Consider the following 23,553-nt stretch of genomic DNA (forward strand, 5'->3'; position numbering starts at 1 on the left):
TTGTGATATATCACGATCGATTTTCCTGTTAATCCGTGACCGAACCGTTATAATCGGCCCCCTTGCCCCGGTGTCGGGGCGTGCAGGAAACAACGGAACGGACCAGTGTCATCCACCCTGAAAGCGCTTTACGCCTCCTCGCAGTTCAACGGGGGCAACGCGGCCTGGATCGAGGCCATGTACGAAGATTGGCTGGAAGACCCTTCCAGCGTACCGGCGCAGTGGCGCGAGGTATTCCAGGGCCTGGGCGGCGATGGCAGCGAACGCGGCCACCTGGACATCCAGGAACACTTCAGGCTGCTGGGCCGCATGGGCGGCCAGGCCGTCCCGGTGGCGTCCGAAAGCCAGGACCACAAGCAGGCCGGCGTCATGCGCCTGATCAACGCCCACCGCGTGCGTGGTCACGAGATCGCGAAGATCGACCCACTGGGCCGCCCTCACCACCCGCCGGTTCCCGACCTGGACCTGTCGTTCCACGACCTGAACGACGCCGACCTGGACCGCGAATTCAACACCGGCTGGCTGGCCGCACCCAACCGCATGAAGCTGCGCGATATCGAGGCGCTGCTGAAGAAGGTCTACACGCGCAGCATCGGCGCCGAGTTCATGCACATTGTCGACACCCGCAAGCGCCGCTGGCTGGAAGAACGCCTGGAGGGCTGCGGCGGTGATTTCGGCACCAGCAACGAGGAAAAGGTCCGCCTGCTCGAGATGCTGACCGCGGCCGAGGGGCTGGAGAAATTCCTGCACACCAAGTACGTCGGCCAGAAGCGTTTCTCGCTGGAAGGCGGCGAGAGCCTGATCCCGTTGCTGCACGAGACCATGCTGCACTCCGGCGCCAACGGCGTTGAAGAAATCGTGATCGGCATGGCGCACCGCGGCCGCCTGAACGTGCTGGTCAACATCCTGGGCAAGTCCCCGGCGGACCTGTTCGACGAATTCGAAGGCAAGCACGACGATCACCCCGGCCGTTCCGGTGATGTGAAATACCACCTGGGTTTCGCGTCCGATATCCAGACCCCGGGCGGGCCGGTGCACATGGCGCTGGCGTTCAACCCATCGCACCTGGAAATCGTCGACCCCGTGGTGGTCGGTTCCGCCCGCGCGCGCCAGGTACGCCGCGATGACGAGAGCCACGACCAGGTCATGCCCATCCTGATTCACGGCGACGCCGCGTTCGCCGGCCAGGGCGTGATCATGGAACTGTTCCAGATGTCCGAAACCCGCGGGTTCGCGGTCGGCGGCACCATGCACATCGTCGTCAACAACCAGGTGGGTTTCACCACCAGCAACCCGCGTGATGCGCGCTCGACGCTGTACTGCACGGCGATTGCCAAGATGGTTCACGCGCCGATTTTCCACGTCAATGCCGACGACCCCGAGGCCGTCCACCACGTGATGAAGATCGCCTGCGATTTCCGCACCCGCTTCAAGCGCGACGTGGTCATCGACCTGGTCTGTTATCGCCGCCACGGCCACAACGAGGCCGACGAGCCCTCAGCCACGCAGCCGGTGATGTACGACATCATCCGCGGCCTGAAGACCACCCGCGCCAAGTACGCGGAGAAACTGGAAGGCGAAGGCACCATCGAGAAGGGCCAGGCCCAGGCGATGATGGACGCCTACCGCGAAAAACTCGACCGCGGCGAGCAGGTGGCCGACGTCGACTCGCAGCCGCGGACCAACGAGCACGCCGCCAACTGGCATGACTACGACTCCAGCGAGCCGCCTCCGCCGCCCGACACCGGCGTGCCGGTCAAGCGGGCCAGGGAACTGGCCAACGCGCTGCTGGACATCCCCGCGGATTTCAAGCTGCACCCCCGGGTACAGCGCATCGTCGACGACCGCAGGAAAATGGCCGCCGGCGAACTGCCGATGGACTGGGGTTTTGCCGAAACACTGGCCTACGCCACCCTGATCGACCAGGACAAGAAACTGCGCCTGGTGGGCCAGGATTCCGGCCGCGGCACCTTCTTCCACCGCCACGCCGTGCTGCACAACCAGGCCGACGGCAGCACACTGCTGCCGCTGGCACAGTTGCGCCCGGAATCGGACGTCACGGTCATCGATTCGCTACTGAGCGAGGAAGCGGTGATGGCGTTCGAATACGGCTACGCCACGGCCGCGCCGGAAACGCTGGTGATCTGGGAAGCGCAGTTCGGCGACTTCGCCAACGGCGCCCAGGTGGTCATCGACCAGTTCCTGGCCTCGGGCGAGGCCAAGTGGGGTCGGCTGTGCGGCCTGACGCTGTTCCTGCCGCATGGCTACGAGGGCCAGGGCCCGGAGCATTCCTCCGCGCGCCTGGAGCGTTTCCTGCAGCTGTGCTCGTTCGGCAATATGCAGGTGTGCGTGCCGTCAACTCCGGCGCAGATCTTCCATATGCTACGCCGCCAGATGATGCAGGCCACGCGCAAACCGCTGGTGGTGATGATGCCCAAGAGCCTGCTGCGCAACAAGGCGTCGACGTCGCCCCTGGACCGTGTGGAGAAAGGCGGCTTCCAGCTGGTCATCGATGATCGCCAGGTCACGGACAAGTCGGCCATTGACCGGCTGGTGCTGTGCTCCGGCAAGGTCTACTACGACCTGGACGCCAAGCGCACCGAGACCGAGGCCGGCAACATCGCCCTGGTCCGTATCGAACAGCTGCACCCGTTCCCCGAAACCGACCTGAAGGCGCTGCTGGCCACCTACCCGAACCTGAAGGAAGTGGTGTGGTGCCAGGAAGAGCCCAAGAACCAGGGCGCGTGGTACCAGATTCGCCATCACCTGCAGGTGAGCCTGGGCGAGGGCCACGACCTGTTCTACGTCGGCCGCCGCCGCTCGCCGTCACCGGCCACCGGTTATTTCAAGGTGCACCTGGCCGAGCAGGAAAAGCTGGTTACGAAAGCCCTGACCCTGGGCAAAGGCCACCAATTCTGAGGCGGCGTGATGACAACGCCCCTGAACCCATTGCACTGAACGCCTAATTGAAGACAGAGATTCGCCATGAGCATTGAAATCAAAGTCCCCGTCCTGCCGGAATCCGTGACCGACGCCACCGTTGCGGCCTGGCACAAGAAGCCCGGTGACACCATCCGCCGCGACGAAAACCTGGTGGACCTGGAAACCGACAAGGTGGTGCTGGAAGTGCCCTCCCCCGTGGACGGCGTCCTGAAATCCATCACCTCCGACAGCGGCGAGACCGTGACCAGCGGCGAAGTGCTGGGCGTGGTCGAGGAAGGCGAAGTCGAAGACGCGCCGGCCGCCGAGGAAGCCCCGGCCACCGCCGAGACGGCCGACAAACCAGCCGCGGCGCCCGCCGCTGGTGGTGAGAAACTGTCCCCGGCCACCCGCCGCATCGTCGAGGAAGAAGGCGTGAACCCGTCCGACGTGCCGGCATCGGGCCGCGGCGGCCGCCTGACCAAGGGCGACGTCGTCAACTTCCTGAAGGCCGGCGGCCCCACCGGACCGCGCGCGGAAGAGCGCGTGAAGATGACCCGCCTGCGCTCAACCATCGCCAAACGCCTGAAGGACGCGCAGAACACCGCGGCCATCCTGACCTCGTTCCAGGAAGTGGACCTGAAGGCCGTGCAGGACCTGCGCGCCAAGTACAAGGACACCTTCGCCGAAACTCACGGCACCAAGCTGGGCCTGATGTCCTTCTTCGTAAAGGCGGTCTGCGACGCCCTGGCCAAGTACCCGGTGGTCAACGCCTCGCTGGACGGCGACGAGATCGTCTACCACGGCTTCATGGATATCGGTATCGCGGTGTCCACCGAGCGTGGCCTGATGGTCCCGGTGCTGCGCAACGCCGAGCGCATGAGCCTGGCGCAGATCGAATCCGGCATCCGCGAATACGCCGTGGCGGCGCGCGAAGGCACCATCTCGCTGGACGACCTGCAGGGCGGCACCTTCTCGATCACCAATGGCGGCACCTTCGGCTCGATGCTGTCGACGCCGCTGCTGAACCCGCCGCAGAGCGCGATCCTGGGCATGCACAACATCAAGGAACGCCCGGTGGTGGTGAACGGCGATATCGTCGTCCGCCCGATCATGTTCCTGGCGCTGTCCTACGACCATCGCATCATCGACGGCAAGGACTCCGTGCAGTTCCTGGTGGCCGTGAAGGAAGCGCTGGAAGACCCCGCACGCCTGCTGCTAAACCTGTAAGAACGGGGGTCAGAGTAGAGCCAGAGTCGACTCTGGCTCTACTCTGACCCGACTCTGACCCCACAATTTGGGAGCTCATTATGTCCGACAAGTTTGACGTCATCGTTATCGGCGGCGGCCCCGGCGGCTATGTTGCCGCCATTCGCTGCGCCCAGCTGGGCCTGAAAACGGCCTGCGTGGAAAAATACTCCGACAAGGACGGCAAGCTGGCCCTGGGCGGCACTTGCCTGAATGTCGGTTGCGTGCCTTCGAAGGCCCTGCTGGACACCAGCAAGCACTACCACCACGTGCAGCACGACTACGCCGAGCACGGCATCACCACCGGTGACGTCGCCATCGACGTGCCGAAGATGATCGAGCGCAAGGCCGGCGTGGTGAAGAAGCTCACCGGCGGCGTGGCCATGCTGTTCAAGTCCAACAAGATCGAGTCGTTCCACGGCACCGGCAAGCTGCTGGCCGGCCGCAAGGTCGAGGTCACCCCGGCTGATGGCGGCGACGCGGTCACGCTGGAAGCGAAGAACGTCATCCTGGCCTCCGGCTCCGTGCCCATCGCCATCCCCAACGTCGAGTTCGACGGCGAGCACATCGTCGACAACGTTGGCGCACTGGAATTCGATGAAACCCCGGGCAAGCTGGGCGTAATCGGCGCCGGCGTCATCGGCCTGGAACTGGGTTCGGTGTGGAAGCGCCTGGGCTCAGAGGTGGTGCTGCTCGAAGCCCTGCCTGACTTCCTTGCCGCCGCCGACACCGACATCGCCAAGCAGGCCGCCCGCGCCTTCAAGAAGCAGGGCCTGGACATCCGCCTGGGCACGCTGGTGAAGAAGGCCGAGGTCAAGAAGGGCCAGGTCGAGGTCACCGTTGAAGACAAGGACGGCGAGAGCAAGCTCAGCTTCGACAAGCTGCTGGTGGCCGTCGGCCGCCGCGCCTACACCGACGGCCTGCTGGCCGACGATTCCGGGGTCAAGCTCACCGACCGCGGCCAGATCGAGGTCAACGAGAACTCGCAGACCAGCGCCGAGGGCGTCTGGGCCATCGGTGACTGCGTGCGCGGCCCCATGCTGGCGCACAAGGCGTCGGAAGAAGGCATTGCCGTGGCCGAACTGATTGCCGGCAAGCCCGCGCACATCCACTTCGACACCGTGCCCTGGGTGATCTACACCGACCCGGAAATCGCCTGGGTGGGCAAGACCGAGCAGCAGCTGAAGGACGAAGGCATCGACTACAAGGTCGGCACCTTCCCGTTCGCCGCCACCGGCCGCGCCCTGGCCGCGGGCTCCCCGGACGGCATGGTCAAGATGCTGGCCGACGCCGAGACCGACGAGGTCCTGGGCGTGCACATCATCGGCGCGCAGGCCTCCGAGCTGATCGCCGAGTGCGTGGTAACCATGGAATTTCACGGCGCCAGCGAAGACCTGGCCCGCATCGTCCACGCCCACCCGACGCTGTCGGAAGCGGTGCACGAAGCGGCCCTGCACGTCGACAGGCGGGCGATTCACCGCGCCAACTGAGCCGTTCGTCAACCGGCCTGCCCCGTCCAGGTGGCAGGCCGGCCTGACCCCATTTCCGGTCTGTTAAGATGCCGTCGTTCCCCACGACACAGCATCGATCAATGAGCCACCCGATCCCCGAATCCTTCAAGGCGTTTCGCATCCACAACGATGATGACGGCTACCGCGCCGGCATCGAGACCGTCACGCTGGACGACCTGAGCGAGGGCGACGTCACCATCCAAGGCCACTGGTCCAGCGTCAACTACAAAGACGCGCTGGCCGGCACCGGTAAGGGCAAGATCGCCAACGTTTTCCCCATCACCGGCGGCATTGATGTGTCCGGCGTGGTGGTGGCCAGCCAGAACGGCCGCTTCGCGGTGGGCGACGAGGTGCTGGTCACCGGCTGCCGCCAGTCACAAAAGCGCGACGGCGGTTACAGCGAATACCTCAACGTCGAAAGCGACAGCCTGGTCGCCCTGCCCGACGGGCTCAGCCTGCGCGAGGCCATGGCCATCGGCACGGCCGGCTTCTCCGCCGCGCTGGGCCTGTACCGCATGGAGGCCAACGGCCAGCGCCCGGACATGGGCCCGGTGGTGGTGACCGGCGCGACCGGCGGCGTCGGCAGCTTCGCCGTCGACATTTTCACTGCGGCCGGCTACGAGGTGCACGCCATCACCGGCAAGGTGGACGAATTCGACTACCTGGAATCACTTGGCGCGAAGCAATGCATCTCGCGCCACGACCTGCACTGGGGCCAGAAGCCGCTGGAAACCGCGCGCTGGGCCGGCGCCTTCGACAACGTCGGCGGCGACATGCTAAACGGGCTGACCCGCGTGGTCGGCGAGTACGGCAACATTGTCAGCTGCGGCCTGGCCGGCGGTTTCGGCCTGAACACGACGGTGATGCCGTTCATCCTGCGCGGTGTCAGCCTGCTGGGCGTGTCGTCGGAAAATTGCCCCCAGGATTTGCGTGCTACACTGTGGCAACGGCTGGCATCGGAATGGAAGCCACCGCACCTCGATTCGATCTGTACCCGCGAAATTGCCATGGATGGGCTGATGGACACCTTTGAGTCCATGCTCACCGGACGCTCATTCGGAAGAACCGTAGTAAAGTTAAATTAGCGGAAGTTCTTCCAAACGAATGAAATTCAAGGCATACTGAAATCCCTGCTGCGGGGAATCTAAAAAAAGGCTAAACAATGGCCAAAGTATTGATCGTTGACGACTCCCAGCTGTACCGCTTCAAATTGCGGAACCTGGTGGAAGCGAGAGGACACGAAGCGCTCACGGCCCACGACGGCGAAGAGGCGCTTGCACTGGCTCGTACCGAGCTGCCCGAAGTCATCCTGATGGACATTGTCATGCCCGGCATGAGCGGATACGAGGCCAAGCGCATGCTCGCGCGCGACCCCGCCACCTGCGACATCCCGGTCATCTTCGTCAGCTCCAAGTCTGCCGAGAGTGACAAGGTCTGGGGCATGCGCCTGGGCGCCGCGGGCTACGTGACCAAGCCGGTCGACCCGGCCAAGCTGGATTCCACCATCGACGGCATCGTCGCCGCCTAGCGGTGACGCGTGACGCGTGACGCGTGACAGGCTACTTCTGAAGCGGGAGTCTGTGGTTTAAAAGGCGCAATTTGGCGCGCCGGGGAACCCGACGCCGTAAGAACCCTCTATACTTCTGCATCGCGGCCGTTTTGCCGCACTGATTTTCCATTCCAACGAATTCGCAGGAGCAGTAATTCATGACGATCCAGGTCGGCGACAAGATCCCCGAAGCCATTTTGACCATCATGTCCGACGATGGCCCCAAACCACTGACCACGTCTGACTGGTTCGGCGGCCGCAAGGTGGTCCTGTTCTCGGTACCCGGCGCCTTTACCCCGACCTGCTCCGCACGTCACCTGCCCGGCTTTATCGATCACATCGAAGATATTCGCAGCAAGGGCATCGATGCCATCGGCTGCACGGCGGTCAACGACGTATTCGTCATGGACGCCTGGCGCCGCAACTCGGGCGCCGCGGGCATCGACATGCTCGCCGACGGTAACGCCGAATTCGCCGAGGCCCTGGGCCTGGCCATGGACGCGACTTCCTACGGCATGGGCCAGCGCGGCCAGCGCTTCGCCCTGGTCGCCGAAGACGGCGTGGTAACGGCGCTCTACGTCGAGCAGCCCGGTGAGTTCAAGGTGAGCAGCGCGGAGCACGTGCTCGCAAACCTGTGAGCTCGGTGACGCGTGACGCGTGACGCGAAAGAGCCAGCACTCGGGGCACCCCAAGTAAAAAACCCGCCAATCGGCGGGTTTTTTATTGCAAGGTTTTTTGTCACGCGTCACGCGTCACGCGTCACGCGTCACCAGCGTCGTCGTCTTCTTCGGCCTCGATACGCGCCAGGCCGACGAGCTTCTCATCTTCGCCCAGGCGGATCAGCGTGACGCCCTGGGTGTTGCGGCCCAGTACCGAGATGCCGTCGGTGTGGGTGCGCACCAGCGTGCCGCCGTCGGAAATCAGCATGATGTCGTCGTCGTCGGAGACCTGGATCGCGGAGACCAGCGGGCCGTTGCGCTCCGAGGTCTGGATGCCGATCACGCCCATGCCGCCACGGCCTTTCACCGGGTGGTCGTCAACGGAGGTGCGCTTGCCATAGCCGCGTTCGGTGGCGGTGAGGATATCGCCCTCGCCCAGAACCAGCATCGACTGCACCTGCTCACCACCTTTCAGGCGGATACCGATCACGCCACCGGCCTGGCGGCCCATGGAGCGTACCGCGCTCTCGTTGAAACGGATGCACTTGCCGGATGACGAGAACAGCATGATGTCGCTCTCGCCGTCGGTGATGGCCACGTTGACCAGCTCATCGCCTTCCAGCAGGTTGATGGCCCAGATACCGTTGGCGCGCGGCCGCGAGTAATCCACCAGCGGCGTTTTCTTGACCTTGCCCGAACGGGTGGCGAAGAACACGAACTGGTCCTGGCCGTACTCGCGCACCGGCAGCACGGCGTTGACGCGCTCGTCCTTTTCCAGCGGCAGCAGGTTGACGATGGGCTTGCCGCGCGAGGCGTGGCTGGCCTGCGGCAGTTCGTAGACCTTCAGCCAGTGAATGCGACCGCGCGAGGTGAAGCACAGCATGGTGTCGTGGGTGTTGGCTACGAACAGCTTGTCGATGAAATCCTCTTCCTTCACCTTCGTCGCTTTCTTGCCCTTGCCGCCGCGGCGCTGGGCCTGGTAGCGGTCCAGCGTCTGCGATTTCACGTAGCCGCCGTGGGAGATGGTCACCACCACGTCTTCCTCTGTGATCAGGTCTTCCAGGCTCAGGTCCAGGCGATCCTGCAGGATCAGGCTGCGGCGCTCGTCGCCGTACTCGTCGCGGATGGCTTCGAGTTCCTCGCGGATGACTTCCATCAGCCGCTCGGGGTCGGACAGGATGCGCAGCAATTCGCGCACCGTCTCGAGAATTTCTTCGTATTCCTTGGTCAGCTTCTCCTGCTCCAGCCCGGTCAGGCGGTGCAGGCGCATGTTGAGGATTTCCTGGGCCTGTACCGGCGACAGCTGGTAGCCGTCCTTGTGCAGGCCGTAGAGCGCTTCCAGGTCTTCCGGGCGGGAAACCTCGGCGCCGCCCTGGGACAGCATGCTGGCCACCAGGCCGGCGTCCCAGCGACGCTCCACCAGGCGCTCCTTGGCGTCGGCGGGCGTGGGCGAGGCCTTGATCAGCTCGATCATTTCGTCCAGGTTGGCCAGCGCCACGGTCAGGCCTTCCAGCACGTGGGCGCGGTCGCGCGCCTTGCGCAGGTCGAACATCGTGCGGCGGGTGACCACTTCGCGGCGGTGGCCGATGAAGGCCTGCAGCACTTCCTTGATGTTCAGCAGCTTCGGCTGGCCGCCCACCAGGGCCACCATGTTGATGCCGAACACGTTCTGCATGGCGGTCTGCTGGAACAGGTTGTTCAGCACCACCTCGGGCACTTCGCCGCGGCGCAGTTCGATGACCATGCGCATGCCGTCCTTGTCGGACTCGTCGCGCAGCTCGGTGATGCCCTCGATCTTCTTCTCTTTCACCAGCTCGGCGATTTTCTCGAGCAGGCGGGCCTTGTTTACCTGGTAAGGCAGCTCGGTGACGATAATCGCCTGCTTGCCGCTGCTGGAATCGACTTCCTCGATCTCGGTCTTCGCTCGCACGTAAATGCGGCCGCGACCGGTGTGGTACGCGTCAACGATGCCCTGGGCGCCGTTGATGATGCCGCCGGTGGGGAAATCCGGGCCCGGCAGGTGCACCATGATGTCGTCGATGCTGAGTTCGGGGTTCTCGATCAGCGCGATGGTGGCGCTGATGACTTCGCCCAGGTCGTGCGGCGGGATGTTGGTGGCCATACCCACGGCGATGCCGGCGGAGCCGTTGACCAGCAGCGTCGGCACGCGGGTCGGCATGACCAGCGGCTCTTTCTCGGTCTCGTCGTAGTTGGGGCCGAAATCAACGGTCTCGCGGTCGATGTCCGCCAGGATCTCGTGCGCCAGCTTGGACATGCGCACCTCGGTGTAACGCATGGCCGCCGGGGCGTCGCCATCGACGGAACCGAAGTTACCCTGGCCGTCGACCAGCATGTAGCGCATGGCGAACGGCTGGGCCATGCGGACGATGGTGTCGTACACCGCGGAATCGCCGTGTGGGTGGTACTTACCAATGACGTCACCGACCACGCGGGCCGATTTCTTGTACGGCTTGTTCCAGTCGTTGCCCAGCTCGGACATGGCGAAAAGCACGCGGCGGTGCACCGGTTTCAGCCCGTCGCGGACGTCCGGGAGCGCGCGCCCGACGATCACGCTCATGGCGTAATCGAGATAGGATTGCCGCATCTCGTCTTCGAGATTGACCTGGAGGATTTCCCTGGCGAGTTCTGCCATCGGCGAGTGTTCTCCGAATTGGTTTTATGTGTTTGTATTTATTGGTTTTCGGGTGCGGCGGAAACAGGTTCGCCGGCACCGGATTCAAGCTGTGAATTTTACCATAAATCGGCCTTGCACCGGGCTTTTGCGCCGTCTTTGGGCGCCCGCGCACCACCGCGTTTTGAAGCCGGGCCGCCGGCCGGTATCATGGTCGCCTTTCCCGTTCACCGAAGGCATGACATGAACCACGGATTCAAGACCGTTTTGGCGCTGTTCCTGGGCCTGGCCCTGAGCCTGACCTGGAGCGCCGCCACCCTGGCGCAGGATGAGGCACCGGCCACCGGCAATCCGCAGGTGACCCTGCACACCAGCATGGGCGACATCCGCATGGAACTGTTCCCGGCCGAAGCCCCGGCCTCGGTGGAGAACTTCCTGCGCTACGCCAACGACGGCTTCTACGAGGGCACGATCTTCCACCGCGTCATCAGCCACTTCATGATCCAGGGCGGCGGCTTCACCCCCGACCTGACCCAGAAAGACACCCGCGACCCGATTCCGAACGAGGCGGAGAACGGCCTGAAGAACGAGCGCGGCACCGTCGCCATGGCCCGCACCGGCGACCCGCATTCGGCCACCTCGCAGTTCTACATCAATGTCGAGCACAACCCGTCGCTGGACCACACCGGCTCCGACCACACCCGCGCCTGGGGCTACGCCGTGTTCGGCCGCGTGGTCGAGGGCATGGAGGTGGTCGACGACATCCGCTTCGTCACCACCCAGACCGTGCGCGAAGGCACCCCGCTGCAGATGGGTGATGTGCCGGTCGAGCCGGTGATCATCGAGTCTGTCGAGGTGCATTGAGCCCGCCATGACCACCCTGTTCATCTCCGACCTGCACCTGGACGACAAGCGTCCGGACGCTACCGAGTGCTTCCTGCGCTTCATGCGTGACGAAGCACCGGCGGCCGAAGCGCTGTACATCCTGGGTGACCTGTTCGAGTACTGGCTGGGCGATGACGCGCCCACGCCGGTGGGCCAGGCCACGGCCGGCGCCATCCGCGCGCTGACCGACGCCGGCGTGCCGTGTTTCTTCACCCACGGCAATCGCGACTTCCTGTTGGGCGAGGCCTTCGCCAGCCACGCCGGCCTGCAGTTGCTGGACGAGGAAACCGTGGTCGACCTGTACGGCCGCCCCACTGTGCTGCTGCACGGCGACACGCTGTGCACCGACGACGTCGGCTACCAGCAGGTGCGCGTGATGCTGCGCGACCCGGCCTGGCAGGCGGGCTTCCTGCAGAAAACGCCGCAGGAGCGCATCCAGGTGGCCCTGGAGGCGCGCGAACTGTCGGCCGAGTACAAGCAGGGCGTGGCGATGGACATCATGGATGTGAACGCCGACGCGGTGGCCGCATCATTCGCGCGCAACGGTGTGAGGCACATGATTCACGGGCATACGCATCGGCCGGCGGTGCATGAATTGACGCTTGAAGATGCTTCTGCTGCCGAACGCATCGTGCTGGGGGACTGGTATGAGCAGGGCAGCGTGCTGCGGGTTGATGCGGATGGGGCGGTGTTGGAGACTCGGGCGCTGGGGTGACGCGTGACGGTTACGCGTGACGCGTTTTGCGGCCGGACAGGGTGTTCAGGGGCCAGACCACTTCTCTTGTCTGGTTGGGCTCTCCCCAGACTGCCTCTAACCGTTTCAGGACCATTTCGATGGCGTTTTTGCCGGTGGCCTTTTCGTGGCGTTGCGCGGCGGACCATGTGTTCAGGTAGTGCACCAGGTCGGCCAGTGACCAGCGCAGGCGCATGTCCATGGCCGGCAGCGTCACCGGCGTAAACGGGTGCGCCATGCCGGCATAACCGGATTCCACCAGGGCCCGCTCGGGCGGCCAGTACGGGCCAAGCACATCGCGATAGAGCACCTCGATTTCTGCATCGACGGCCGGGCTGATGCGGCATAACGCATAGCTGACCGCGACAAACAGCCCGCCGGGCCGCAGCACGCGGCCGGCCTCGGCAAAGAATGCCGGGTGGTCGAACCAGTGCAGCGCCTGCCCAACCGTCACCAGGTCGGCCGAATCATCCGGTAATGAACAGTGTTCGGCCGGCTCGACCGCAAAGGTCACGCCGTCCATCGCCGGCGCCGCCGCCACCTGCTCGGCGCTGGCATCGGTGGCATAGACACGCTCGAAATGTCGCGAAAGGCCGGCCGCCAGCTGGCCGTTGCCACAGCCCACGTCCCAGGCCTGCTGCTGGCCCGGGCTGTGCTCCGCCAGTGAATCGAAAAAGTGATCCGGGTAACGCGGCCGGTAGCGCGCGTAATCGCCGGCGTGGCCGGAAAAATGGTCCTTGAAACCGCCTTTGTTCCCGGTTGGCATGACTCAGATGTTCTCCAGCGCCGCCAGCTCGCGCTCGCTGAAGCCCGCGCGCATGCGCGCCGGCACGTTGAACGGCCCCTTCACCCGGCCTGCGAATTTCGTCCGCAGCAGATGCAGGAAGGTGGTCTCCGGGTCCACTCCGGCCTGGCCGCAGCACCAGTCGAACCAGCGGCTGCCGATTTCCACGTGCCGGACCTCTTCTTCCAGGATCACTTCCAGCGCGGCGATGGTGGGATCGTCGCCGGCCTCGCGCAGGCGCTCGATCATGCCGGGCGTGACATCCAGGCCGCGCGCCTCCAGCACCCGCGGCACCAGCGCCATGCGCTCCAGCGGGTCGTCCATGGTGCGCTCGGCCATCTGCCACAGGCCGTTGTGGGCGGGGAAATCTCCGTAGGCGTGGCCCAGCTGCGCCAGCCGTTCGGCCAGCATCGTGAAATGCCGCGCCTCGTCCCAGGCCACCGACAGCCAGTCGATGACAAAACCATCCGGCATATCACGAAAACGCCAGGCCGCGTCCAGCGCCAGGTTGATGGCGTTGAACTCGATATGGGCAATGGCGTGAACCAGCGCCGCGCGTCCGGCATCGCTGCCCAGGCGACGGCGTGGCACTTTCCGCGGGTCGACCAGCTCCGGCCGCCCGGGCCGCCCGGGCGGCGTGCGGTCCGCCGGAACAGACGGCAGGCCGGGGTCGAAACCCGCTGCCTCGACCCGCGCCCAAAGCGCCATCACCGCCGCGCTCTTGGCCGCCGGGTCAACCTCGGCCAGGCAGGCGCGGATGTCGTCGTAGCCGGCAGCTGTGGTCACAGTCTTCATGGGCGCGAAATTATACCGATTTAACACGACCTTAAAGCGCGGCTGGCATCATTGCGCCCGTGCCGAAACACACGCCACAGCAACGCTTCCTGGCCTGGCTGCCCTTCCTGGGGCTGGCCCTGGTGCTGCATGTCGGCTTGCTGCTGTGGCCGGTGATTCGCGAGCAACCCGCCACGCCCACGGAAACGGCCGTGGAAATCACGCTGGTTACACCGCCGGCGCCAGTGGAGCCCCCGCCACCTGAGCCCGAACCGGAACCCGCTCCCGATCCAGAACCCGAACCCGTTCCGGAGCCGGAGGCCATCGCCGCCACGCCGCCGCCGGATCCCGTGCCGGAGCCACGGCCCGACCCCGTGGAGGTTGAAGACCCGCGCCCCCCGTCGGCCACCACCATTATCGACAGCATCGCCGACACCGATCTCGAGCGGGCGGACGAGGGCCCGCGCCCCATCGGCCGCGCCACCGAGAGTGAGCTGGTCGAACGCATGCGCCGGCCACTGCTGGCGATGGTTGAGAACGATTTCGACGGCGTTTACCTGGATGGCTCGAGTGAACTGCTGGATCGCTGGCAGGACGACGACGGCACCTACAACGTGGTCATTCGCGGCAAGGACGGCAAATCGTACTGCGGCCGCCAGTCTCCGGCGGATCCATTCCGGCCGTGGCTGCAGATGCCCATCATGTACCACCCTTGCGCCGGTGGCGGTAAACGCGATTAGTGGCGAATCTGACCATCGCGACGTGTCGCGTTTCACTGCACATCGCCGCAAACCCAGTACTGATGCCATCTTTACAACTGGCACGATTTCTGCATCTGTAACCACAACGCTCACTCATTCAGCAACTGGGAGACAAACGATGGGACGTGGTTCATGCGGCAACGTGCTGGCGGCACTGGCCAGCTTTTTCATTCCGGGACTGGGGCAGCTGCTGCAGGGCCGCTGGCTGTTCGCCGGCTTCCTTTTCGTCATGACCTTCCTGCTGTGGTTCGTGCTGCTGGGCTGGATCACGCACCTGTGGTCGATCATCGACGCGGCGCTGTACACGCCACCACACCGCGACGACTGGCGCCGCGAGCGCTACCCGCGCGACCGCTATTACGCTTAAAACGCCGTCCCCGGCGTCCCCCGCCCCGGCAAGGGGCGATAGAATGGCCGTGAACTCCTCACGGCCATTTCTATGACTGCATCCAGCGCACTGACCATCCGCCCCGCGACCCCCGCGGACACCGCGCAGGTCCTCGACTACATCAAGGGCCTGGCGGACTACGAGAAACTCAGCCACGAGGTGGTCGCCACCGAGGAAGCCATCACCGCGTCGCTGTTCGGCGAACGCCCCGACGCCGCCGTGCTGATGGCCGAGTGGAACGGTGAGCCCGCCGGCTTCGCCCTGTACCACTTCATGTACTCCACCTTCATCGCCCGCAGCGGCATGTACCTGGAAGACCTGTTCGTGAAACCGGAGTACCGCGGTCACGGCATCGGCACCGCCCTGCTGGTGCAACTGGCGAAAGTCGCCGTCGACGACGGCCACTGCCGCCTGGACTGGTCCTGCCTGACCTGGAACGAACCGTCGCTGAACTTCTATCGCGGCATCGGCGCCCGCGAGATGGACGATTGGGTGCGCCTAAGGCTGGACGGCGACGCGCTGGCGGCGCTGGCCAAACGCGGCGCCTGAACCGGCCAACGCCTGCTAGAATCCGCCCGTACGCCACCGGAGAACCAACCACATGAAAGTCCTGCTCTACCCCTTGCTGGCCCAGGTGGCCCTGACCTTCGTGGTCATGTTCCGCATGTACTCGGCGCGCGTGGCCGAGTTCAAGGAAAAACGCATTCACCCGCAGTCGGTGCCCACCCGCGCCGCCTTCCGCGAGAAGATCACCGACTCGGCCAACTCGGCGGACAACTTCAGCAACCTGTTCGAAACGCCGGTGCTGTTCTTCGTCGCCATCATGCTGGCCTACACGATGCTGATCTACGACCCGCTGCTGCTGGTGTTCGCGTGGATGTACGTCGGCTGCCGGGTGGTGCACAGCTTCATCCACTGCACCTACAACACCGTCATGCACCGCTTCTACGCCTTCGCCGCCAGCGCCATCGTGCTGCTGGCGCTGTGGGTGCGCCTGGGCTGGCTGATCATCCAGTGAACGGCGAGGCGGCAGGCGTGAAGTTCGAGGGCGGCTGCCACTGCGGCGCGGTGCACTTCGAGGTGGCCGCGCCGTCGAAATGGTGCGCCCACTGCCACTGCGAGAGCTGCCGCCGCTACCACGGCGCTGGCTACGTCACCTGGGCGGGCTTCGACGTGCGCGGCTTCCGCGTCACCCGCGGCGAGGACGCGCTGCGCTGGTACGAATCCTCCCGGGACGCCGAGCGCGGTTTCTGCGGCCTGTGCGGTTCCAGCATGCTGTTCCGCTCCGAGCGTTCGCCCGGCGAGATGCACATCGCGCTGGGCAGCCTGGACGGCGCCATCGACCGCGCGCCGCAGGCGCACGTGTTCTTCGACACCCACGTCGACTGGGTCGCCATCGACCGCGAACTGCCCATCCACCGTCCCAACGACTGAGCGCCGCCATGCTGGAACTGAAACCCAATTGCGAATGCTGCGGCGACACCCTGCCGCCGGAAGCCACGAACGCGATGATCTGCAGCTTCGAGTGCACCTTCTGCACCGACTGCGTCGAGAACGAACTGATGGGCACCTGCCCGAACTGTGGTGGTGGTTTCGAGCGCCGGCCGATTCGCCCCGAACACCTGCTTGAAGAGTATCCGCCCGCCGATCCGGACTAAGCCGGCAACGACCAGTCTATCGACTCCAGCCCACGCTGTTCCAGCCAGGCGTTCGCCTTCGAAAAGTGCTTGCAGCCCAGGAAGCCCCGGTGCGCCGACAGCGGTGAGGGGTGCGGGGCCTTGAGCACGCAGTGGCGGTGGGTGTCGATGACGGCGCCTTTTTTTTGGGCATAGCTGCCCCAGAGCAGGAAGACCAGGCCGTCGCGTTCGTCGTTCAGGTGTTTGACGATGGCGTCGGTGAAGCGCTCCCAGCCCTTGCCCTGGTGGGCGCCGGCGCTGGCCTGTTCCACCGTTAGCACGGCGTTCAGTAGCAGCACGCCGCGCTCGGCCCAGGCCTGCAGGCAGCCGTGGTTGGGTGGGGCGATGCCCAGGTCGTCGTGGATTTCACGGAAGATATTTTGCAGCGACGGTGGTGTGCGCACGCCGGGTTGTACCGAGAAGCACAGGCCGTGGGCCTGGCCGGGGCCGTGGTAGGGGTCCTGGCCCAGCATCACCACTTTCACCTGGTCGAACGGGGTAGTGTCGAGGGCGTTGAAGATCTGTTTGCCGGGCGGGTAGATGGTTTTGCCGGCGCGGCTGCGCTCACTCAGGAAGGCGCGCAGGTTTTTCATGTAGTCGGCTTCGAATTCGGGGGCCAGACGCTGTTTCCAGGACGGTTCCAGGCGTATTCTGTCGGTGTCGCTCAAGGGGCTGGGTTCCGGTGTTTGGCTTGATTTTCGGCGGTTCAGCCCAAGTTAGCAGATGTGTATGCCCGCGCCAAAGCGGGTCGGCTTTTTCGCGGAGAATTCATGGCTATTAAAACGGATGTCGTTATTGTCGGCGCGGGCCCCTGCGGCCTGTTCCAGGTTTTCGAGCTCGGGTTGCTGGATATCCACGCCCACGTGGTGGATGCCCTGCCCCAGCCCGGCGGGCAATGCGCGGAGCTGTATCCCGACAAGCCCATCTACGACATCCCGGCCTACCCCATCATCGGCGCGCAGGAGTTGGTCGATAACCTGATGGAACAGATCGCGCCGTTCAAGCCGGAGTTTCACCTGGCGCAGATGGTCGAGAAGCTGGAGCGCCGCGAGGACGGCCGCTTCACGCTGGTGACCACCGCCGGCACCGAGTTCGACACCGCCACCGTCATCCTGGCCGCCGGCCTGGGTGCGTTCCAGCCGCGTCGCCTGAAGGCGCCGGGCGCGGAGGCCTTCGAGGGCGAGTCCATCCACTACTCGATCAAGGACCCGGCGCGCTTCGAGGGCAAGAACCTGGTCATCCTGGGCGGCGGCGATTCGGCCATGGACTGGGTCATCGAACTGCACGACCGCGTCGAGTCGCTGACGCTGGTGCACCGCCGGCCGGAGTACCGCGCCGCGCCTGCTTCCGTGGCGAAAATGAAAGCGCTGGCAGAGGCCGGCAAGTTGCGCGAGATTCACGGCATGGTGCGCGAAGTACGCGCCGAGAACGGCCGCCTGGCCGGGCTGACCGTGGCCGAGGGCGCCCACGACGGCGAGCTGATCGAGATCGACGCCGACGAGGTCTGCGTGTTCTACGGCCTGTCACCCAACCTGGGTCCGATCGCCGAGTGGGGCCTGGACATCGACAAGCGCCAGGTGGCCGTCGATACCGAGAAATTCCAGACCTCCGAGCCCGGCATCTTCGCCGTCGGCGACATCAATTCCTACCCCGGCAAGAAGAAACTGATCCTGTCCGGCTTCCACGAAGCCGCGCTGGCCGCCTTCGCGGTGCAAAAGCACATCGACCCGGACAAGCGCGTGTTCCTGCAGTACACCACCACCAGCCCGGTGATGCATGAGCGGCTCGGGGTTAAGGCTGAGAAGTGAGTGAGTGGTGAGTGGTGAGTAGTGAGTGGTGAGTGGTGAGAAAACCCTCCCGGCCGGAGGNAGGTGGTTTTTACTACTCACCACTCACCACTCACTACTCACCCGCCGCCAAACATAAAAAAGGCCGCCCCGATTCCGGAGCGGCCTTTTTCGTAAGCTGAATCGCTTTCAGCAGCGATCAGGGCTTGGTGAACTTCAGCGTCATCCGATCAGATTCACCAATGGCCTCGTACTTGGCCTTGTCCTCGTCACCCAGCGCCAGGCCCGGGGGCAGCGTCCAGACGCCCTTGGGATGGTCCTTGGTGTCCTTCGGGTTGGCGTTGACTTCTGACACAGCCACAAATTCCAGGCCGGCACTGGCGGCCAGTTCCTTGACGTATTCCTCAGAAACGTAGCCATTCTTGGCGGTTTCCGCCGGGTCCGTGCCGTCGTCGGCGCGGTGTTGGACCACACCCAGGGTGCCGCCCGGCTTCAGTACGCGGGCAAACTCGTCGAACATGCCCTGGGCTTCGCCGCCGCCGACCCAGCCATGGGTGTTGCGGAAGGTCAGGATGGTGTCGTAGCTATTGTCCTCACCCAGCGAGCCGGTTTCCGGGGAAGAGAAGTAGACCACTTCCACCTGGTCGTAGACCTCGGGGTCGTTGGCGAACTTCTCGGCCAGCTGCTTGGGCAGGCTGTAGCGGTAGCCCGGCTGGTCCGGGACTTCCGGGTCCCAGTTGGCGATGACGAAGGTGCCGTTGTCGCGGATGGCCGGGGCCAGGACCTCGGTGTACCAGCCGCCGCCGGGCCAGATTTCCAGCACGGTGTCGCCGTCTTCGAAGCCGAAGAACTCCAGCGTCTCGACCGGGTGGCGGTAGTCGTTACGGGCGATGTTGGCCTCGGAACGATGGTCGCCGGTGGAGGCCGCGGCCACGCGCTCGGCGAAGGTGTCCTGGGCCAGTGCGGCCGGCGCAACGGCCAGCGCGGCCAGCAGCGGGATCACTCGTTTCATGCTCAAACTCCTTTCCTTTGGTTTGGATGGATCGTGAAAGCGGACCGGCACTATACCGCACCGGCGGGGTTTTCCTCCGCACCCTGCCCGTCGCCGGGGACGGCGCCGCGCAGGCGGTCGACGATTTTCGACACGTGCTGCGGCGAGCGCGTGTTCTTCGCGAACAACAGGTACAGGGCCGGCACGGCGAACAACGTCAGCAACGCGGAAATGGTCACTCCGAACACGATGACGACACCGATGGGCTCACGCGCCTCGGAGCCGGCGCCGGTGGCCAGCAACAGTGGCAGCGCGCCGAAGGTGGTACAGGCGCTGGTCATCAGGATTGGGCGCAGGCGCACGGCGGAGGCGTCCAGCACGGCCTTACGGATATCCTCGCCGCGGTCGCGCAGCTGGTTGGCGAACTCGACGATCAGCACGCCGTTCTTGGCCGACAGGCCGATCAGCAGGATCGCGCCGATCTGGCTGAACACGTTGATGCTGCCGCCCATGAACCACAGCCCGACCAGGGCGCCGCTCAGCGCCAGCGGCACCGTCACCAGGATAATCATCGGGTTGACAAAGCTCTCGAACTGCGCGGAAAGCACCAGGAAGACGATCACCAGTGCCAGGCCGAAGGTGATGTACAGCGAGAAGCCCGATTCCAGGAAATCCTCGCTTTCACCGTCCCAGCTGATACGCGCGCTGGCCGGCAGGGTCTCGTCGGCCACGGCGTTCAGGGCGTCGATGGCCTCGCCCAGCTTCACACCGGGCGCGAGGTCGGCGCTCAGCTTGATCGAGCGCATGCGGTCGAAGCGGTTCAGTTGCCCGGGCCCGGCCACCTCGTCGATGCTGACCAGGTTGGACAGCGGCACCAGGTCGCCGGTGAGCGCGGAGCGTACGTACAGGTTGGTCAGGTCCTCGGTGCTGGCGCGGTCGGAATCCTGGCCCTGCAATACCACGTTGTACTCGCGGCCGCGGTCGACATAGGTCGTGACGATGCGCGATCCCAGCATGGTCTCGAGCGTGCGGCCGACGGCCGACAGCGACACGCCCAGCGTGCCGGCGCGGTCACGGTCGACGCTGATGTTCATCTGCGGCTTGCGCTCCTGGAAGTCGCTGTCGGGGTCGAGCAGTTCCGGCATCTCTTCCATGCGCGCCAGCATCGCGTCGCGCCATTCCTTCAGGGCCTCGTAGTCCGGCCCGCCCAGCACCATCTCAATCGGCGTGCCGCCACCACCCACGCCCAGCGCGCGCGAGGTGCGGCCGAAGGCGCGGGCGCCGGGAATATTGGCCAGCCCGGCGTTGATGCGCGCGGCGACGGCGATGTCGCCATCATCGCGTTCATCCCAGTCTTTCAGAAGCACGATCACGCGCGAGGTGCTGACATCGGCGCTACCCCAGCCGCCCGGCACACGGGTCAGGTAACGGGCTACGGGCTTGTCCGGCCCCTCGCCCATCTCGGCCGCGACCACGGCCTCCATGTCGCGGGTCAGCCGGTCGGTGTAGTGCAGCGTGGAGCCTTCCGGCGCGCGCATGAACACCCAGAATGCACCGCGGTCCTCGTTGGGCGCGTACTCGGCCGGCAGGGCGCGCAGCAGGGCGACGGCGCCGATGGAAACCAGCAAAGCCGCCAGCGCCACCCACCCGGGCCGCTTCAGTGTCTTCGACAGCACGGAACGGTACAGCGCGGTCAGGCCATTGAAGAACTGGTCCACCTTCAGCGCCAGGCCCTTCTTGAGCTTGCGGCCGCTGAGTATTTTCGAGCACAGCATGGGCGTGAGTGTCAGCGCGACGATGCTGGAGAACATCACGGCAGCGGCCAGCGTGATGCCGAATTCGCGGAACAGGCGGCCGATATCACCCTCGATGAACGACAGCGGCACGAACACCGCGATCAGCACCAGCGTGGTGGCGATCACGGCGAAGCCGATCTCTTTCGAGCCGTCCAGCGCCGCCAGCAGCGGCTTCTCGCCCTCTTCGACGCGCCGGTAGATGTTCTCTAGCACGACGATGGCGTCGTCGACCACCAGGCCAATGGCCAGCACCAGGCCCAGCAGGGTCAGGATGTTGATGGTGTAACCCATCGCGCCCATGACGATGAACGTGGCCACCACCGAGACCGGTACCACCACGGCCGGGATGAGCATGACCCGGAACGAACCCAGGAACACGAAGATCACCACCAGCACCAGCGCCAGGGCAATACCCAGCGCCTTGTAGACCTCGTCCATCGAGGCTTCGATGAAGGTACTTCGATCGTAGTTGACCGACACCGTCATGCCTTCGGGCAGGTCTTTCTGCACGTTTTCCAGTTCGGCGCGCACGGCTTTCGACACCAGCACGCTGTTGGCCTTGGAGAGCTGTTCGATGGCCAGCGAAACCGCCGGCTCGCCATTGGAGCGCGCGGCGCTGCGTTCGTTCTCGGCGCCGACGCGGACATCGGCCACCTCGGCCAGGCGCACTAGCTGGCCGTCGGCACCGCGGCCGATGACCAGCGCGCGGAAATCATCCGCACTGGCGAAGCCGGTATCGGTGCGCAGCGTGAACTCGCGCGATTCAGACTCGAGTCGCCCGGCGGGTAGTTCGACGTTCTCGGCGCGCAGCGCGGACTCGATATCGCTGACGGTCAGCGCCCGTGCGGCCAGCGCCTCGCGGTCGAGCCAGATGCGCATGGCGTAGCGCCGCGCGCCACTGATGCGTACGCGCGCCACGCCGGCAACCGTGGAGAACCGGTCGACCATGTAGCGGTCGGCGAAATCGGTGATCTCCATGCCGTTCATGCGGTCCGACTGCAGGTTCAGGAACATGATCGACTGCGACGAGGAATCGGCCTTGGCGATTTCCGGCGGGTCGGCCTCGGTGGGCAGCTGGTCGACCACGCGCGAGACGCGGTCGCGGACATCATTGGCCGCGGCGTCGATGTCCCGTTCCATGTTGAATTCCAGGCGGATGTCGGCGCGCTCGTCGGCGCTGCTGGAGGTGAGCTTCTCGACCCCCTCGATGCCGGCGACGGCGTCTTCGATCACCTGCGTGACCTTGGTCTCGACCACCTCGGCGGAGGCGCCGCGGTAGGTGACTTCCACCGACACCACCGGGCGGTCGACATCCGGGTACTGGCGCACCGGCAGGCGCATCATCGCCGCCAGGCCCAGGATTACCAGCAGCAGCGAAATGACAGTGGCGAAGACCGGGCGGCGGACCGACAGGTCGGAAAGGATCACGGCGCGCGCCCCAGCACTTCAACGGGCTCGCCGGCCCGGGCTTTCTGGGTGCCCTCGGTGATCACGCGGTCACCGGCGGACAGCCCGGCCAGGATCTCCACCTGCCCCGGGCGGCGGCGGCCGGTGCGGACTTCACGCAGTTCGGCGATATCGCCCTCGCCCACCAACCAGACAAACTGCTTGGACTGGTCGGGCACGATGGCCTGCTCGGGGATCACCAGCGACTGGATGTCCTGCTTCAGCAGCGTCACGGTCAGGAACATGCCGGCGCGCAGGCGCGCATCCTGGTTGTCGATCAGCGCGCGCACGGTGACGGTACGGCTGACCGGGTCGACGCGCGAGTCGACCGAGCTGACCACGCCGGTGAAGGCGTCATCGGGATAGGCGGCGCTGCGGGCGGTGACTTCCAGCCCAGGGTCCAGGCGCGCCAGGAACACTTCCGGGACATCGAAATCGAGCTTGATCACCGAGGTGTCATCCAGCGTGGTGATCACCGTATCCGGGCCCACCAGGCTGCCGACACTGACCCTGCGCAGGCCCAGGCGGCCGGCGAACGGCGCCTCGACCACGGTGTGCGCCAGCCGCGCCTTGGCGGCGGCCACCGAGGCCCGGTTGGCCTCCAGCTGCGCCTCGAGCTCCTGCAACTGCGACTGCGACACGGCCTGGGTCTTGTACAGCTCCGCCAGGCGCTGGTACTGGGTCTCCGTTTCCACGAAGGCGGCCTTGGCGCCCGCGACCTCGGCCAGCGGTTCGACGTTCTCCAGCTCGGCCAGCATGGTGCCGGCCTCCACGTACTGCCCTTCCATAAAGTGGATACCGGTGAGGATGGCGGAAATCACAGGGCGGATGCTGACGGCCTCGTTGGCCGAGGCATTGCCCAGGGCCTCGACGGCCAGCGGAAACGGCTCGATGGCGGCCTCGCTAACGACCACGGCCGGCGGTCCGTCGCCAAACTGGGCCAGTACCGGCGCCGACACGCACAAGGTCAGCGCCAGCAGAATTGTCTTTGTCTTCATCATCCCATTTTACCTT

22 protein-coding genes are annotated in these 23,553 nt (G+C 65.2%); 15 read left to right on the forward strand and 7 right to left on the reverse strand.

The genetic code is table 11. The annotated features are described in order from the left end of the window. Positions 1–105 precede the first annotated feature (105 nt). The 6 genes from F3N42_RS02810 (at position 106) to F3N42_RS02835 (ending at position 7,865) form a co-directional block, all read left to right on the forward strand. Positions 106–2,919, forward strand: coding sequence for a 2-oxoglutarate dehydrogenase E1 component (locus F3N42_RS02810; protein ID WP_150862858.1), 2,814 nt, complete (start codon positions 106–108; stop codon positions 2,917–2,919). A 66-nt stretch (positions 2,920–2,985) separates the two neighbouring features. Next, complete coding sequence (odhB, locus tag F3N42_RS02815) at positions 2,986–4,149, forward strand: 2-oxoglutarate dehydrogenase complex dihydrolipoyllysine-residue succinyltransferase (RefSeq protein ID WP_150862859.1); 1,164 nt, start codon at positions 2,986–2,988, stop codon at positions 4,147–4,149. Positions 4,150–4,229: 80 nt separating this feature from the next. Beyond that, positions 4,230–5,657: a dihydrolipoyl dehydrogenase gene (gene lpdA, locus F3N42_RS02820; protein ID WP_150862860.1), complete on the forward strand. Its 1,428-nt coding sequence runs from the start codon at positions 4,230–4,232 to the stop codon at positions 5,655–5,657. A gap of 101 nt (positions 5,658–5,758) precedes the next feature. Next, positions 5,759–6,763 (forward strand): oxidoreductase, encoded by a 1,005-nt coding sequence (locus tag F3N42_RS02825; protein ID WP_224784650.1) that lies wholly within the window; start codon positions 5,759–5,761, stop codon positions 6,761–6,763. A 77-nt stretch (positions 6,764–6,840) separates the two neighbouring features. After that, the gene (locus tag F3N42_RS02830; RefSeq protein WP_150862862.1) at positions 6,841–7,206 is read left to right on the forward strand and encodes a response regulator; all 366 of its coding nucleotides are present in this window, start codon (positions 6,841–6,843) and stop codon (positions 7,204–7,206) included. 179 nt (positions 7,207–7,385) lie between these two features. Next, on the forward strand, positions 7,386–7,865 hold the full coding sequence (locus F3N42_RS02835; RefSeq protein WP_150862863.1) for a peroxiredoxin: 480 nt from the start codon (positions 7,386–7,388) through the stop codon (positions 7,863–7,865). A gap of 121 nt (positions 7,866–7,986) precedes the next feature. Here F3N42_RS02835 and gyrA read toward each other — a convergent pair whose 3' ends face one another. Further along, on the reverse strand, positions 7,987–10,539 hold the full coding sequence (gene gyrA, locus F3N42_RS02840) for a DNA gyrase subunit A (RefSeq protein ID WP_150862864.1): 2,553 nt from the start codon (positions 10,537–10,539) through the stop codon (positions 7,987–7,989). Positions 10,540–10,761: 222 nt separating this feature from the next. Between gyrA and F3N42_RS02845 the strand changes: the two genes are divergently transcribed. Then, complete coding sequence (locus tag F3N42_RS02845) at positions 10,762–11,382, forward strand: peptidylprolyl isomerase (RefSeq protein ID WP_150862865.1); 621 nt, start codon at positions 10,762–10,764, stop codon at positions 11,380–11,382. Positions 11,383–11,389: 7 nt separating this feature from the next. Next, positions 11,390–12,118, forward strand: coding sequence for a UDP-2,3-diacylglucosamine diphosphatase (locus F3N42_RS02850; RefSeq protein WP_150862866.1), 729 nt, complete (start codon positions 11,390–11,392; stop codon positions 12,116–12,118). A gap of 10 nt (positions 12,119–12,128) precedes the next feature. Here the strand turns inward: F3N42_RS02850 and F3N42_RS02855 are convergent, their stop codons facing one another. Together F3N42_RS02855 and F3N42_RS02860 are read right to left on the reverse strand one after the other, a co-directional pair. Beyond that, positions 12,129–12,902 carry a class I SAM-dependent methyltransferase gene (locus F3N42_RS02855; protein ID WP_150862867.1) on the reverse strand — a complete coding sequence of 258 codons (774 nt, stop codon included), beginning with the start codon at positions 12,900–12,902 and terminating at the stop codon, positions 12,129–12,131. A 3-nt stretch (positions 12,903–12,905) separates the two neighbouring features. Beyond that, positions 12,906–13,715 carry a ferritin-like domain-containing protein gene (locus F3N42_RS02860; protein ID WP_150862868.1) on the reverse strand — a complete coding sequence of 270 codons (810 nt, stop codon included), beginning with the start codon at positions 13,713–13,715 and terminating at the stop codon, positions 12,906–12,908. Between the two features lie 59 nt (positions 13,716–13,774). Between F3N42_RS02860 and F3N42_RS02865 the strand changes: the two genes are divergently transcribed. The 6 genes from F3N42_RS02865 (at position 13,775) to F3N42_RS02890 (ending at position 16,501) form a co-directional block, all read left to right on the forward strand. Then, positions 13,775–14,434 carry a hypothetical protein gene (locus tag F3N42_RS02865; protein WP_150862869.1) on the forward strand — a complete coding sequence of 220 codons (660 nt, stop codon included), beginning with the start codon at positions 13,775–13,777 and terminating at the stop codon, positions 14,432–14,434. Positions 14,435–14,573: 139 nt separating this feature from the next. Continuing rightward, a complete protein-coding gene (locus F3N42_RS02870) occupies positions 14,574–14,822 on the forward strand; it encodes a hypothetical protein (protein ID WP_150862870.1) in 249 nt (82 codons plus the stop codon). 72 nt (positions 14,823–14,894) lie between these two features. Continuing rightward, positions 14,895–15,392 carry a GNAT family N-acetyltransferase gene (locus F3N42_RS02875; RefSeq protein ID WP_150862871.1) on the forward strand — a complete coding sequence of 166 codons (498 nt, stop codon included), beginning with the start codon at positions 14,895–14,897 and terminating at the stop codon, positions 15,390–15,392. A 52-nt stretch (positions 15,393–15,444) separates the two neighbouring features. Further along, on the forward strand, positions 15,445–15,861 hold the full coding sequence (locus F3N42_RS02880; RefSeq protein WP_150862872.1) for an MAPEG family protein: 417 nt from the start codon (positions 15,445–15,447) through the stop codon (positions 15,859–15,861). Then, complete coding sequence (locus F3N42_RS02885) at positions 15,858–16,277, forward strand: GFA family protein (RefSeq protein ID WP_224784651.1); 420 nt, start codon at positions 15,858–15,860, stop codon at positions 16,275–16,277. The genes F3N42_RS02880 and F3N42_RS02885 overlap by 4 nt, the downstream gene beginning before the upstream one ends. A gap of 8 nt (positions 16,278–16,285) precedes the next feature. After that, positions 16,286–16,501 (forward strand): DUF1272 domain-containing protein, encoded by a 216-nt coding sequence (locus F3N42_RS02890; protein ID WP_150862874.1) that lies wholly within the window; start codon positions 16,286–16,288, stop codon positions 16,499–16,501. Here the strand turns inward: F3N42_RS02890 and ung are convergent. Further along, complete coding sequence (ung, locus tag F3N42_RS02895) at positions 16,498–17,187, reverse strand: uracil-DNA glycosylase (protein WP_150862875.1); 690 nt, start codon at positions 17,185–17,187, stop codon at positions 16,498–16,500. The genes F3N42_RS02890 and ung overlap by 4 nt on opposite strands. A gap of 102 nt (positions 17,188–17,289) precedes the next feature. Here ung and F3N42_RS02900 point away from each other — a divergent pair, with 102 nt between their 5' ends. After that, entirely contained in the window at positions 17,290–18,327 is a 1,038-nt protein-coding gene (locus F3N42_RS02900) for an NAD(P)/FAD-dependent oxidoreductase (RefSeq protein ID WP_150862876.1), read from the forward strand. Positions 18,328–18,505: 178 nt separating this feature from the next. Here F3N42_RS02900 and F3N42_RS02905 read toward each other — a convergent pair whose 3' ends face one another. From F3N42_RS02905 to F3N42_RS02915, 3 genes are read right to left on the reverse strand one after another with little or no spacing between them, the layout of a single operon-like run. Then, positions 18,506–19,318, reverse strand: a complete 813-nt coding sequence (locus F3N42_RS02905; protein WP_150862877.1) for a class I SAM-dependent methyltransferase — start codon at positions 19,316–19,318, stop codon at positions 18,506–18,508. A 50-nt stretch (positions 19,319–19,368) separates the two neighbouring features. Next, positions 19,369–22,521: an efflux RND transporter permease subunit gene (locus tag F3N42_RS02910; protein ID WP_150862878.1), complete on the reverse strand. Its 3,153-nt coding sequence runs from the start codon at positions 22,519–22,521 to the stop codon at positions 19,369–19,371. Continuing rightward, a complete protein-coding gene (locus F3N42_RS02915) occupies positions 22,518–23,537 on the reverse strand; it encodes an efflux RND transporter periplasmic adaptor subunit (protein WP_191621200.1) in 1,020 nt (339 codons plus the stop codon). Before F3N42_RS02915 ends, F3N42_RS02910 begins: the two co-directional genes overlap by 4 nt. Between the last annotated feature and the right edge of the window lie 16 nt (positions 23,538–23,553).

The organism is Marinihelvus fidelis, assembly GCF_008725655.1.
In the GTDB taxonomy this organism is placed as follows: domain Bacteria; phylum Pseudomonadota; class Gammaproteobacteria; order Xanthomonadales; family SZUA-36; genus Marinihelvus; species Marinihelvus fidelis.

Coding starts and splice junctions, on each gene's coding strand:
- F3N42_RS02900 (WP_150862876.1), top strand. CDS start 17,290: ATGGCTATTAAAACGGATGTCGTTATTGTCGGCGCGGGCCCCTGCGGC.
- gyrA (WP_150862864.1), bottom strand. CDS start 10,539: ATGGCAGAACTCGCCAGGGAAATCCTCCAGGTCAATCTCGAAGACGAG.
- F3N42_RS02905 (WP_150862877.1), bottom strand. CDS start 19,318: ATGAAACGAGTGATCCCGCTGCTGGCCGCGCTGGCCGTTGCGCCGGCC.
- F3N42_RS02915 (WP_191621200.1), bottom strand. CDS start 23,537: ATGAAGACAAAGACAATTCTGCTGGCGCTGACCTTGTGCGTGTCGGCG.
- F3N42_RS02845 (WP_150862865.1), top strand. CDS start 10,762: ATGAACCACGGATTCAAGACCGTTTTGGCGCTGTTCCTGGGCCTGGCC.
- F3N42_RS02855 (WP_150862867.1), bottom strand. CDS start 12,902: ATGCCAACCGGGAACAAAGGCGGTTTCAAGGACCATTTTTCCGGCCAC.
- F3N42_RS02880 (WP_150862872.1), top strand. CDS start 15,445: ATGAAAGTCCTGCTCTACCCCTTGCTGGCCCAGGTGGCCCTGACCTTC.
- F3N42_RS02890 (WP_150862874.1), top strand. CDS start 16,286: ATGCTGGAACTGAAACCCAATTGCGAATGCTGCGGCGACACCCTGCCG.
- F3N42_RS02835 (WP_150862863.1), top strand. CDS start 7,386: ATGACGATCCAGGTCGGCGACAAGATCCCCGAAGCCATTTTGACCATC.
- F3N42_RS02860 (WP_150862868.1), bottom strand. CDS start 13,715: ATGAAGACTGTGACCACAGCTGCCGGCTACGACGACATCCGCGCCTGC.
- F3N42_RS02825 (WP_224784650.1), top strand. CDS start 5,759: ATGAGCCACCCGATCCCCGAATCCTTCAAGGCGTTTCGCATCCACAAC.
- F3N42_RS02830 (WP_150862862.1), top strand. CDS start 6,841: ATGGCCAAAGTATTGATCGTTGACGACTCCCAGCTGTACCGCTTCAAA.
- F3N42_RS02875 (WP_150862871.1), top strand. CDS start 14,895: ATGACTGCATCCAGCGCACTGACCATCCGCCCCGCGACCCCCGCGGAC.
- odhB (WP_150862859.1), top strand. CDS start 2,986: ATGAGCATTGAAATCAAAGTCCCCGTCCTGCCGGAATCCGTGACCGAC.
- F3N42_RS02850 (WP_150862866.1), top strand. CDS start 11,390: ATGACCACCCTGTTCATCTCCGACCTGCACCTGGACGACAAGCGTCCG.
- F3N42_RS02870 (WP_150862870.1), top strand. CDS start 14,574: ATGGGACGTGGTTCATGCGGCAACGTGCTGGCGGCACTGGCCAGCTTT.
- lpdA (WP_150862860.1), top strand. CDS start 4,230: ATGTCCGACAAGTTTGACGTCATCGTTATCGGCGGCGGCCCCGGCGGC.